At 74.3% G+C, this 12,733-nt stretch carries 9 protein-coding genes; 4 read left to right on the forward strand and 5 right to left on the reverse strand.

The features are described from left to right. Positions 1–33: 33 nt before the first annotated feature. From ACF062_RS29320 to ACF062_RS29340, 5 genes are read right to left on the reverse strand one after another with little or no spacing between them, the layout of a single operon-like run. The gene (locus ACF062_RS29320) at positions 34–903 is read right to left on the reverse strand and encodes a biotin-dependent carboxyltransferase family protein (protein WP_392142649.1); all 870 of its coding nucleotides are present in this window, start codon (positions 901–903) and stop codon (positions 34–36) included. Beyond that, positions 900–1,529 carry an allophanate hydrolase subunit 1 gene (locus ACF062_RS29325; RefSeq protein ID WP_392142650.1) on the reverse strand — a complete coding sequence of 210 codons (630 nt, stop codon included), beginning with the start codon at positions 1,527–1,529 and terminating at the stop codon, positions 900–902. Before ACF062_RS29325 ends, ACF062_RS29320 begins: the two co-directional genes overlap by 4 nt. Further along, positions 1,526–2,290 carry a LamB/YcsF family protein gene (locus ACF062_RS29330; protein WP_392142651.1) on the reverse strand — a complete coding sequence of 255 codons (765 nt, stop codon included), beginning with the start codon at positions 2,288–2,290 and terminating at the stop codon, positions 1,526–1,528. The genes ACF062_RS29325 and ACF062_RS29330 overlap by 4 nt, the downstream gene beginning before the upstream one ends. Before the next feature lie 57 nt (positions 2,291–2,347). Next, on the reverse strand, positions 2,348–3,151 hold the full coding sequence (locus ACF062_RS29335; RefSeq protein ID WP_392142652.1) for a putative hydro-lyase: 804 nt from the start codon (positions 3,149–3,151) through the stop codon (positions 2,348–2,350). Positions 3,152–3,171: 20 nt separating this feature from the next. Further along, entirely contained in the window at positions 3,172–4,497 is a 1,326-nt protein-coding gene (locus tag ACF062_RS29340; RefSeq protein WP_392142653.1) for an MFS transporter, read from the reverse strand. 188 nt (positions 4,498–4,685) lie between these two features. On the opposite strand from ACF062_RS29340, the gene ACF062_RS29345 reads away from it, so the two are divergent. The 4 genes from ACF062_RS29345 (at position 4,686) to ACF062_RS29360 (ending at position 12,715) form a co-directional block, all read left to right on the forward strand. Continuing rightward, the gene (locus ACF062_RS29345) at positions 4,686–5,378 is read left to right on the forward strand and encodes a GntR family transcriptional regulator (RefSeq protein WP_392142698.1); all 693 of its coding nucleotides are present in this window, start codon (positions 4,686–4,688) and stop codon (positions 5,376–5,378) included. Positions 5,379–5,472: 94 nt separating this feature from the next. After that, positions 5,473–6,999, forward strand: coding sequence for a hypothetical protein (locus tag ACF062_RS29350; protein WP_392142654.1), 1,527 nt, complete (start codon positions 5,473–5,475; stop codon positions 6,997–6,999). 97 nt (positions 7,000–7,096) lie between these two features. Next, positions 7,097–7,990 (forward strand): hypothetical protein, encoded by an 894-nt coding sequence (locus ACF062_RS29355; protein WP_392142655.1) that lies wholly within the window; start codon positions 7,097–7,099, stop codon positions 7,988–7,990. 69 nt (positions 7,991–8,059) lie between these two features. Continuing rightward, positions 8,060–12,715 (forward strand): hypothetical protein, encoded by a 4,656-nt coding sequence (locus tag ACF062_RS29360; protein ID WP_392142656.1) that lies wholly within the window; start codon positions 8,060–8,062, stop codon positions 12,713–12,715. Positions 12,716–12,733 lie beyond the last annotated feature (18 nt).

Raw genomic sequence — 12,733 nt, forward strand, 5'->3', positions numbered from 1 at the left:
GACGCCGACATCCGCGTGATGACGCGGAACCGGTCAGCGGCGGCCCGCGGCCACGAACCATACCGGCGTGCCCGGTGGCGCCTGGGCCGCTGACGCCAGGTCGGTCTCCCGGACGACCGCGATCACCGGGTAGCCGCCGGTCGTCGGATGGTCGGCGAGGAAGACGACAGGCCTGCCGTCCGGCGGCACCTGCACGGCACCCGACACCATGCCCTCGCTCGGCAGTTCGGCCGGGAGCGCGCGCTCCAGGGCGGGGCCTTCGGTGCGCAGACCGATGCGGTTGCTCGCCGAGGACACGCGGTACGCGCGCGTGGTGAGCGTGTTCAGGGCCGCCGGTGTGAACCAGTCGGCGCGCGGCCCGAACGTCACCCGCAGCACCAGCTCCCGGGGCGGGCCCTGCTGCGGGACGGTGTCCACGCGCGCGTGCGTGCCGCTCGCGCTGCCCAGCGGCAGCACCGCACCGTCCGCCAGCGGGGGCGGGCCGAGCCCGGAGAGCAGATCCGTGGAGCGGCTGCCGAGCACCGCCTCCACGGCCACCCCGCCGTCGAACGCGATGTACGTCCGTACTCCGGAGAGCGCCGCCCCGACGTCCAGGAGCGCCCCCGCGGGCACCCGTACCGGCGCTCCCCACGGGGCGGGGCGGCCGTCCACCGTCACGGGGCAGGGCGCGCCGCCGATCGCCACCGTGACGGGGCGGCGGGGGCGTACGGCGCAGCCGGTGAGGGTGGTCTCCAGGACGGCGGCGTCCGGCGGGTTGCCCACCAGACGGTTGACCAGGCGGGCCGTGGACGGGTCCAGGGCCCCGGAGCGCGGCACCCCGAGGTGGGCGTGCCCGGGGCGGCCCAGGTCCTGGACGGTGGTCAGCGCCCCGGCCCGTACGACGGCGAAGGCACGGTCGGTCATCGCGCCCCCTTCGGCGAGGTGTCCGCCACGAAGCGCACGCGTACGCCGGGGGAGAGCAGCGCGGCGGGCACGCGCGCGTGGTCCCACAGCACGGCGTCCGTCGAGCCGATCAGCTGCCAGCCGCCGGGCGAGGCGCGCGGATACACGCCCGTGTACGGGCCTGCCAGGGCGACGCTGCCCACGGGGACGGAGGTGCGGGGCGTGGCCCGGCGCGGGACCTCGTAGCGCTCGGGCAGCCCGGTCAGGTATCCAAAGCCGGGCGCGAACCCGCAGAAGGCGACGCGGAACTGCGTCGCCGCGTGGATCCGCGCCACCTCGGGCACGGCCACCCCCCAGTACGCGGCGACGTCCGCGAGGTCCGGACCGTCGTACCGGACCGGGATCTCAAGGACCGCGTCCGCGCGCGCGGGCAGCGGCGGGATCTCCCAGCCGGGCAGTTCGGCCCCGACCCGGGTGGGCTCGTCGAGGCCGTCGAGGAGCACCGTGCGGGCCGCGGGGACGATCTCCCGGACCCGCAAGGACCCCGACGCCCTGCGGCGCAGCAGCTCGGCGTGGAGGGCCTGCGCCTCGACGCCGTCGGCCACTTCGACGAGCAGGGCCTTCTCGCCCACCGGCAGCACCCTCACGCGAAGGCCGCCACACGTACACCGGCCGCCTCCAGACGGTTCCGGACCCGGCGGGCCAGCTCCACCGCCCCTGGAGTGTCGCCGTGCAGGCACAGCGACCGTGCGCGGACCGGGATCTCGCGGCCGGTGCGGGAGGTGACCGTCCCGGACCGTGCCATTCCCAGGGACCGTTCGACGACGGCGTCCGCCTCCGTGATGACGGCACCCTCGCTGCCCCTCGGCACCAGCGTGCCCTCTTCTGTGTAGGCGCGGTCCGCGAACGCCTCGGTGACGGCAGGGAGTCCCGCCTTCGCCGCCGACTCCAGGAAGCGGGAGCCGGGCAGCCCGAGGACGGGCAGCGAGGCGCCGGCGAGCAGCACTCCCTCGACGACGGCGTGAGCCTGGCCCTCGTCGTGGACGACGCGGTTGTAGAGCGCGCCGTGCGGCTTCACGTACGACACGCGCGTGCCCGCCGCGCGGGCGAAGACCTCCAAGGCGCCGATCTGGTAGGCCACTTCGGCCGCCAGCTCGTCGGGCGGCACGTCCATCGCGCGCCGCCCGAAGCCCGCCAGGTCGCGGTAGGAGACCTGTGCGCCGATCCGTACCCCGCGCTCGGCGGCCAGGTCGCACACCGTGCGCATGGTGACCGGGTCCCCGGCGTGGAAGCCGCAGGCCACGTTGGCGCTGGTGACGACGGACAGCAACTCCTCGTCGTCGGTCAGGTGCCAGCGGCCGAAGCCCTCGCCGAGGTCGGCGTTCAGATCGATGGAGGTGGTGCTCATCTGCGGAGGTCTCCTGGGGTTCTTGACGGCCAGGTGGTGGCAGGTGGTTGTCGTCGGTCAAGCCACGCGGTACTGCTCGTCCCGGGCGTCGGTGATGAACATCCGGCCCGGGGCGTGCGTGATCGCGAAGGGCGGCCGCGATGCCATCACGGCGGCCTGCGGTGTCACCCCGCACGCCCAGAACACCGGGATGTCGTCCGGCTCGGCGGCCACCGGGTCACCGAAGTCGGGCCGGCCCAGATCCTCGATGCCGAGCCCGGCCGGTTCGCCGCAGTGCACGGGGCCGCCGTGCACCGCCGGCATCAGCGCGCTCTCCTTGATGGCGTCGGCGAGACGGCCGGGCGGGACGGGCCGCATCGACACGACCAGGGGGCCGTGCAGCCGCCCGGCGGGGCGGCAGGGGCGCGCGGTCACGTACATCGGGACGTTGCGGCCCTGCTCGATGTGGCGCAGCGGAACCCCGGCGTCGGCGAGCGCCCACTCGAAGGTGAAGCTGCACCCGATGAGGAACGACACCAGGTCCTCGCGCCACCGGTCGACGACGTCCGTGGGCTCGTCGACCAGTTCGCCGTGCTCCCACACGCGGTAGCGCGGCAGATCCGTGCGGAGATCGGCGTCCGGGGCGAGCGGTGTGACCCAGGAGCCCGCGTCCGTGACGTCGAGCACCGGGCAGGGCTTCGGATTGCGCTGGCAGAACAGCAGCATCTCGTACGCCCAGTCGGCGGGGACGGAGATGAGGTTGGCCTGTGTGCGGCCCGCCGCCCAGCCGGCGGTCGGACTCGTCTCGCCCGCACGGAACGCCGCACGGGCCTGCTCGGCGGTACGGGTCGCGCGGTCGCCCACGCGCGCGTGCTCGATCACAGCGGTTTCCCTTCCTCGCGTCACAGCAGTTCCCTCCCTCGCGTCTCGGGGAGGCCGAACAGCGCGATAACGGCGAGGCCGTATCCCACCGCTCCGAAGACCAGCGCGCCGCCGACGCCCCAGCTGTCGGCGAGAAAGCCGACCATGGTGGGGAACACGGCGCCCACCGCCCGTCCCGTGTTGTACGTGAAGCCCTGTCCCGTGCCGCGCACGGCGGCCGGATACAGCTCGCTCAGGAAGGAGCCGAAGCCGCTGAAGATGGCCGACATACAGAAGCCGAGCGGGAAACCGAGCACAAGGAGAAGGCCGTTGGCCCCGTCCGGGATGTTCGTGTAGGCCAGGATGCTGGCCGCGGAGAGGAACGCGAAGAGCGCGATGTTCCGTTTACGGCCGAGCCTGTCGGTGAGGTAACCACCCGTCAGGTAGCCGATGAAGGCACCGGAGATCAGGAAGGTGAGGTAGCCGCCGGTGCCGACGACGGTCAGGCCGCGCTCGGTCTTCAGATACGTGGGAACCCAGGTGGCCAGCGTGTAGTAACCGCCCTGCACTCCGGTGGACAGGAGCACCGCGAAGCACGTGACGCGCAGCAGCCCCGGCTTGAAAATGGCCGTGAACGACCCCCTGTTCGCGCTCTTCCGGCGCTCCGCCGCCGCCTCGGGGGCGTCGTGCACATTGCGGCGCACATAGATCACCAGGAGGGCGGGCAGCGCGCCGGTCCAGAACATCACGCGCCAGGCGAGGTCGTCGTCCAGGAACTGGAACACCACGGTGTAGACGATCGCGGCGAGGCCCCAGCCGACGGCCCAGGAGCTCTGGATCGCGCCGAGCGTACGGCCGCGGTTCTTGGCGGTGGCGTACTCGGCGACGAGGATCGCGCCGACCGCCCACTCGCCGCCGAACCCGAGGCCCTGGAGGGCGCGGAAGACCAGCAACGTCTCGTAGTTGGGCGCGAAACCGCAGGCGACGGTGAAGACCGCGTACGTGATGACCGTGATCATCAGCGCCTTCACGCGGCCGATGCGGTCGGCGACCACGCCCGCGACGGCGCCGCCGACCGCGGAGACGACCAGGGTGACGGTGGTGAAGAGCCCGGTCTGGCCGCTGTCGAGGCCGAAGTACGCGGCGAGCGCCACCATGCTCAGCGGCAACGTGAAGTAGTCGTAGGAGTCGAGGGCGTAGCCCCCGAAGGCCCCGGCGAAGGCGCGGCGGCCGCGTGGACCGAGCGCCCGCAGCCAGCCGAACGCGCCGCTGTCGTCGATGAGTTCGTTCTGGGGGGCGTGCATGCCGGCGCGTGGGCCCGGGCCTGTCTCGGCCGGGGCGGCCTTGGGCGGTGGGGTCGTGCTCATGGGCACCTCGCAGGAGAGGGACGGGAGGGTGCTGGAGCGTGCGGTGCGTAAGCGTGCGGTACGGGGCGTGCGGTGCGGGGCCGTGGGGTTCAGCCGTGCCGACAAGGTAGAGGATCGTTGAACGATCCCTCAATACCCATGTTGTCTCGTTCTTGTATCTGCGATTGAATCCGGGCATGGCTGAGGGGATGGCTGAAGTGAGCGGACTGGCCGACGACCGTGCGCTCCTCGGGCGCACCAGCACCGCGGAGAGGGTCTCGGACATCCTCAGGAGCCGCATCGCCGAGGGCTTCTTCCCGCCCGGCACGCGCCTGTCCGAGGACAGCATCGGCGGGGCGCTCGGCGTCTCCCGCAACACGCTCCGCGAGGCCTTCCGGTTGCTCACGCACGAACGGCTCCTCGTCCACCAGCTCAACCGGGGCGTCTTCGTACGGATCCTCACCGTCGAGGACGTCGAGGACATCTACCGCACCCGCCGCCTGGTGGAGTGCGCCGTCGTCCGAGGACTCGGTGAGCCTCCGTACCCCCTCGACGCGGTCATGGGAGTCGTCGCCGAAGGCGTGCGCGCCGCCGCCGAGAAGGACTGGACCGGCGTCTCCACCGCCAACATCCACTTCCACCGCGAGCTCGTCGCCCTCGCCGGCAGCGCCCGCACCGACGAACTGATGCGCAGCGTCTTCGCCGAACTGCGCCTGGCCTTCCACGTGGTGGACGACCCGCGCGGCCTCCACGAGCCGTACCTCGAACGCAACCAGCAGATCCTGGAGACCCTGCGGGCGGGCCACGCCGCGCGGGCCGAACGGCAGCTCGCCGCCTACCTGGAGGACTCGCTCGCGAACCTCGTCGAGGTGTACCGGCGGCGGGTGGGCGAGGGCGGCTGAGGCGGACGCGCCGCCGGGCCCGCCCCCGGCGGCGGAGCCGGTCGCTTCTGCGCCGTTTCGACCGTTGTCAGACTGAGGACCTAGTCTGTGCACCGTGACTTCGCCTGCCGTTACGGACACCGCTCCGCCCCAGCTCAGCGCGGGGCCGCGGCCCGCTCTGGGCCCGGCCGCCGACGAGGGCCTGGCGCGCCGCCTGCGCGCCCTGGCCTGCACGGCCCCGCTGCACGACCTCGACGTGCGCAAGGCCAACCTCGCGGGCGAGTACACGGTGTACGCGATGGCCGAGGTGGCCCTGTCCGCCATCGACCTCGTCACGCTCAACATGGACTTCGACACCGGCGCCGATCACGAGCAGATCGTCGCCAGGCTCCTCCCGCGTGTCGCCGCGCAGGCCCCGCAGCGCCCCGCCGCCGAGCACGAGCGCGTGGCCCGCTGGGTCCTGGAGAACCTGATCAACGTCGGCAGCGTCGACCGCGGCTTCCGCGCGGTCTACGGAACCTTCGCACCTGATGGGACATATGTCCGCAGGGACTACGACTTCAAGCTCCTCGAAGAGGTCCCCGGTTACGGCGGCAGCGTCTACCTGCGCACGACCGACGAGGCGGTCAACGTCCTGGTGGGCGCCCTCGACACCGACGTCACCAGCGCCCAGATCGCCGCCGAGGTGAAGCTGGAGGTCCTGATCAGCCGCGGCAGGCTCGCCGACGCGCAGCTCGCCGCCGAACAGGCCCGCTACCGCACCGTGCAGTACTCGGAAACGCTCCGCAAGGCCCTCGACGCCACCCGGCGCAACGTCCGCGCGGTCGACTGGCTCCAGAGCGTCCCCGACATGATCGCGGAGGCGCTCGACCACGTCGCCGACCGCTACCGCCACGAGAACGCGATCCTGACCAACATCCGCAAGGCCCGCGACGAGTCCGAGGACCCCGAGCACAAGCGCCGCGCCGCAGAGCTGGTCGACATCGTCAAGGACTGCATCCGCCGCCACACCCAGCTCCAGTCCCGCCTCCTCGAAGCGGGCCCGCTGTTCCGTGCCGAGCAGGACCGGCAGGCGTTCGCGACGCCCACCGCCCGCGCGGGCCTGGATCTGTACGGTCAGCTCCTCGCACCGCTCCTGCCGCTCCCCGCGGAGCAGGCGACGCGCGTGACGGACGCCTTCTTCGCGCGCGGGACCGGCCTGCGTACGCCCGTGTCCGTCCGGGTCGGGGATCTCGTCGACATACTGCTGACGCCGCCGATGGAGCGGGAGCACCTCGGCGCGGAGATGCCCGAGCCGGACCTGATCGCCACCCCCGACGACAGCCGCTTCAGCGAGGAGCAGCTCGCGAGCGCCATGGAGCTGCTCGACCTGCCATCCGACGCGCCGCGCCGCCTCTCGGGCCTGCTCGCGGAGGCCCGGCTCCGCGACCCCGAACTGCCGTACCTGGTGGCCCTGCTGGCCGTCCACGCGGCCAGCCCGCCGGTCGGCACCGCCTACCGTCAGGGCGAGGAGAAGCTGCTCTTCGCCGTGGACGACGGAACGGAACTGAAGGACGAGGAGTTCGGCGGCGCCGACCTCATCGTCGGCACGGCCCTCCTGGATGCCGCCGGCATGGCGGCCGACCGGAAGGAGGCGGCGTGACCACGACCCTCGTGAGCCGCTTCGGCGCTTTCACCCCCTGCCACCCCGCTGACCGCAGCCGCATCGCCCCGCACCACCCCACCAAGGAGCACACGCCGTGACCGAGCACCCCGCAGAGCACGCCGCGTGGGGCGAGCCGGAGTCGGCCACGGCGCCAGTCGGCCCCGCGCCGCTCACCCCGGGCGACGCCGCGGACGCCGCGCGGCTCGTCGCCTTCGGGCTACAGCCGAAGCTCCAGCCCTCCCGCGACCAGGAGTACGCCGAACTGCTGCGCCGCTACCGCGAGGACCCGCCCTTCGCGCGGCTCGCCGACGCCGTCGCCGCCGGGCTCGGACTCGTCGTGCTGGAGGTGTCCCCGCGCGCGGGGATGGCCGTGACCGCCGCCGAGGACTCCGTCTTCGCCGTCCGCATGGGCGACTACGCCCGCCGCGCCGCGACCGACTCCACCGACCGCTTCCTGCACGGCCTCGCGCACCTCGCCGTCGCCGCCATGGCCTTCCCGCGCCCCGAGGACCTCGCCGACGACGGCTACATCGGCCGCGTCACGGTCAACGGCGTCGACGCCTTCGTACGCCAGGCCTGCCACCGCCTGGAGGAGCGTGCCGAGGAACAGGGCGAGAACACCGACCCCGCCACCGACGCCCCTGGGCTGGAGGCCGCCTGGCGGATCTGGGCGCGGCGCAGCTCGACCGGAGCCACCAAGGACGCCCGCCGCCTCGCCGGCTCGACCACCGGCATCGTCGGCAAGGCCGTCGCCTTCCTCACCGACTCCGGGTTCCTCCAGCGCACGGGCGACGACTCCGGAGGGACGTACCGCACCACGGCCCGCTATCAGTTGCAGGTACGCGACATGGCGGGCAGCGCGGCCATGGCGGAGCTCCTGGAGCTCGGCGTCGTCCCGGTCACCGACGGCTCGGCGACGCTGCTGCCCCCCGAAGACACCGACGACCTGGAGCTGGCCGCCGACGCGGGACTGCCCTTCCACTCCTGACGCCGCAGGCCCGCTTCCCCCACCTCCCCGCCGTTCCCCACGACTTACTTACGACGAGAGTCCGCCGCCATGTACGAGCTGTCCCGGATCCGCCTCTACTCCATCGGTCCGGCCGGTGCGCGCTACGCCGACACCGTGCTCGACCTGCGCGGTGTGGGCGCCGAGGTGCCCGACCCCGCCCCCACCCAGGCGGAGTTCTTCCAGGACGAGCCGACCGGCCCGCCGCGCCGCCCCGCCCCCGCGGGCGTGCTCTTCCTGGAGAACGGCGGCGGCAAGTCCGTCCTGCTCAAGCTGATCTTCTCGGTGATGCTGCCGGGTCACAGGAACACGCTCGGCGGCGCCAGCTCCGGCGTACTGCGCAAGTTCCTGCTCGCCGACGACTGCGGACACGTCGCCCTGGAGTGGCAGCACACCCTGACCGGCGAGTGCGTGGTCGTCGGCAAGGTCAGCGAATGGCGGGGCCGGCAGGTCTCGAACGACCCGCGGAAGTTCGCCGAGGCCTGGTACTCCTTCCGGCCAGGGCCCGGCATGAGCCTGGACTCGCTGCCGGTCGCCGAGTCCACCGCCGTGCGGCCCTCCGCGGAGGGCGCCTCGGGCGCGCAGGGGCGGCGGCGCACCATGAAGGGCTTCCGGGACGCCCTGACCGAGGCGACCAAGGCGTACCCCCACCTCGAAGTGCACTGGGAAGAGATCCACGACCGCTGGAACGAACACCTCGGCGACCTGGGCCTCGACCCCGAACTCTTCCGCTACCAGCGGGAGATGAACGCCGACGAGGGCGAGGCCGCGGGCCTCTTCGCGGTCAAGAAGGACTCCGACTTCACCGACCTGCTGCTGCGTGCCGTCACCGACACCCGCGACACGGACGGCCTCGCCGACCTCGTCCACGGCTTCGGCAACAAGCTGGGCCGACGGGCCGAGCTGATGGCCGAGCGGGACTTCACCGCGGGCTCCGTCGACCTGCTCGGACGCATCGTCGAAGCCGCCGAGACCCGGGCACGCGCGCGTGACGTGCACGCGGCCGCCGAGCGCCGCACGCGGACCCTGGCCCGCCGCCTCTCCGCGCGCGCCGTCGAGGAGCGGGGCCGCGCCGCGACGCTCGCCGAGCAGGTCACCGCCGCCGCCCACACCGTCACCGAGGCCGAGCGAGCCCGCGGCAAGAGCGCCCTGATCTCCGCCGAACTGGCCTACCGCCACGCCTCCTTGGCGCTCACCGTCGCCGAGAAGGCCGCCGCCGCGCAGCGCCGCGAGCTCGCCGACGCGCGGACGCTGCACGCCGCCTGGCAGGCCGCCGAAGCCGTCCTGCGGCACCGCGCGGCCGCCGACCGCTCCGCGCGCGTGGCCGCCGCGATCCGAGAGGCCGAGCGGGACGCCGCCCCCGCGCTCGCCGCCCGCGCGAAGGCCGCGTCCGACCTCGTCCGCGCCCTGCACACCGCCGCCGAAGGCGCCGAGAACGTCGCGAACGAGGAGGAGGAGCGCTCCGCCGCCCTCCAGGAGACCGGCGAGGCCGCGCACCGCGACGCCACCGCCGCCGCCACCGAGGCCCAGCGGGCCCGCAGCGAGGCCGGACACCTCCGCCAGCGTCTCACCGAGGTCGAGCAGGAGACCGCGGAGGCCGTGCGCGCGGGCTGGCTCGACGACACCGCCCCCGACGCCGACCCGGCCCGCGCCGCCCTCGCCGCGAGCGACGCAGAGAAGACCACCGTCGCCGCGTGGGACACCGCGCGTGAGGCCGCCCGCCGGGCCGCCGACCACGCCAAGGAGGCCGCCGCCGCCGAGGCCCGCGCCGAGCTGACCGCCGCCCGCGCCTCCGACGCCGCGACCGCCGCCGAGGCCGCCCACGACGCGGAGCGCCGCGCCGCCGAGGCCATCGCGGGGGACGAGCGCCTCGCCGAGCTGCTGAGCCTGCCCACCGGCAGGAGCGCCGTACCACAGCCGCGCGGCGCCGAGAACGGAGACTCCGCCACAGCGGGAAGCGCCCTCTCCGTAGCGGCAGGAACCGCCCTCTCCGTAGAAGAGCTCGACCGCTCCGCCGACGACCTGCGCGCCCTCCTCGACGACAGCGTCGCCTCCGCCGAACGCCAGCTCTTCGACCTGCGCACCGCCGCCGCCGACGACTCCCGCATCCTCGGCGCCCTCGGTGACGGCGGGCTGCTCCCGCCCGGCCCCGACGTCCTCGCCACCGTCGAGTTCCTCGGCGAGCACGGCATCCCCGCGCTGCCCGGCTGGCGCTATCTCGCCCAGGCCGTCGACCCCGCCGACCACGCGCGCGTGCTCGCCGCCCGGCCCGAGCTGGTCGACGGCGTGGTCATCACCGACCCGGACACCCACGCGCGCGCCCGCGACGCCCTCGCGGACGCCGCCCTGCTGCCCCGCTCGGCCGTCGCCGTGGGCACCGCCGCCGCCCTCCTCGCCCCCACGCCGAGTGAGCAGGCCACGGACAGCAGCGCCGGCAGCGTGTTTCTCGTCCCGCCGAACCCCGCCATGCACGACGAGCACGCCGCCGACGAGGAGCGGCAGGCGCTCCGCGCGCGGGCCGCCCAGCGCGACGAGGAGATCCGCGCGCTCGCCGCCCGCCTCGCCAAGGACCGCGAGCTGGCCGCGCGCCTGGCCTCCTGGCGGACCGGCTGCCCGAGCGGCCGCCTCGCCGAACTCGCCACCGCCGCCCAGGAAGCACGTGCCTTCGCCGAGGAGGCCGAGGCGGAGCTGACCGAGGCCCGCACCGCGCGCGCCGAGGCCGACGAGGCCGCGGGCGAGGCGGCACGCGTGCGGGACGAGCGCCAGGAGGCCGCCCAGCGCGCCCGCCGCGCCGCCGACGCCCTCGCGGGCCTCGCCTTCCGGCTCCGCGAGCGGGCCGGCTGGCAGACCAAGCTGCGCGAACTGGCCGACGACGCCGTCGAGGCCGAGGCCCGCGCCCAGGCCTGCCTGGACCGCGCCCGCGCCGCCGACGAGGACCGCCGCGCCGCCCAGCGCGCCGCCGACGACGCCCGCCGCACCGCCCGCGCGCTGCGCGCCGAGCGCGCCGAGATCGCCGGCGCCCCCGAGGACATCCCCGAGGACACCGAGGCCCCGAAGACGTCGCTGCCCGCCCTCCGCGAGGCATACCGCGCGGCGTCGCAGCTCTACGAGAAGGTGGGCGTCGGCGCCGACCTGCGGGCCGAGCAGGCCCGCGCCGAGAGCGACGAGAGCGCGGCCCTCGCCGAGCTGGACCGGCTCAGCAACAAGGTCCGCACCCGCGCCGCCCTGCTCCTCGAAGGCACCGACGGCTCCGACGGCCCCTCCCGGCAGGCCGCCGCCGCGCGCGCGGAGGCGCAGGTCCAGCTCATCGAGGCCCGTGCCGCCACCGCCAGCGAGCAGCTCGGCCGGCTGCGCGGCGAGGCCGAGCGGCATGCCCCGGAGGACGGCGAGGCCCACACCGAGCTGCCCGAAGAGCTCGTCCCCGCCGACGCCGAGCAGGCCCAGGCGCTCCTGCGCACCGCCACCGGCGAACTGGCCGCGCACACCGAGGCCCTGAGCCGCGCCAAGGAGGCGCACGCCGCACTGCTCCAGGCCCACCGCGCCACGGAGGACGCCGCCGGCGGCTTCGACGAGACGGCCGCCCTCCTGCGGGACCTCCTGCGAGAGCACCAGGAAGACCCCGAAGAGGAGCCCGAGCCCTACCCCGGCACCCTCGAAGAGGCCCGCCAGGCCGCCGCGGAGACCCGCCGGTCCCTGCGCGGCTGCGCCGCCGACCTGTCCGCCGCCGAGGCGGCCGTCCGCGAGGCCAGCGACATACTCGTACGCCACGCGAACTCGACCCGCTACGAGCAGGTCCGCACGCCCGCCCGGCAGCAGATCCGGGAGCTGCCCGCCTCCGCGCTGCCCGAGCACGCCAAGAAGTGGGCCGACGCCTTCGCGCCCCGGCTGCGCGTCCTGACCGACGAGCTGGAGCAGCTGGAGCGCAACCGCGACAGCATCGTCGACCGCCTGCGCGGCCTCGTCGAGTCGGCGCTCGCGACGCTCAGGTCCGCCCAGCGCCTGTCCCGTCTGCCCGAAGGGCTGGGGGAGTGGTCGGGCCAGGAGTTCCTGCGGGTCCGCTTCGAGGAGCCCGACCAGGCCACCCTCGTGGAGCGCCTCGGCGAGGTCATCGACGAGGCCACGCGCGCGGCGGTGAAGAAGAACTCCGACATGCGGCGCGACGGCATGTCCCTGCTGCTGCGCGGTGTCCAGGCCGCCCTGGAGCCGCGCGGTGTCGCCGTCGAGATCCTCAAGCCGGACGCCGTGCTGCGTGCCGAGCGCGTCCCGGTCGGACAGATGGGCGACGTCTTCTCCGGAGGCCAGCTGCTCACCGCCGCCATCGCCCTGTACTGCACGATGGCCGCCCTGCGCAGCAACGACCGGGGACGCGACAAGCACCGGCACGCGGGCACGCTCTTCCTGGACAACCCCATCGGCCGTGCCAACGCGACGTACCTCCTTGAGCTCCAGCGGGCCGTCTCCGACGCGCTCGGCGTGCAGCTGCTCTACACGACCGGGCTGTTCGACACGACGGCGCTCGCGGAGTTCCCGCTGGTCATCCGCTTGCGGAACGACGCGGACCTGCGGGCGGGCCTGAAGTACATCAGCGTCGAGGAGCACCTGCGCCCGGGCCTGCCGCAGCGCGACCCCGAGGACCCCGACGGCGAGACGGTGCACGGGCAGATAACGGCCACCCGGATGTACAAGCGCCCGACGACCACTCCCTAGCGAGCTGCCGCGTACCCC

It is taken from the genome of Streptomyces sp. NPDC015345 (assembly GCF_043078805.1).
In the GTDB taxonomy this organism is placed as follows: domain Bacteria; phylum Actinomycetota; class Actinomycetes; order Streptomycetales; family Streptomycetaceae; genus Streptomyces.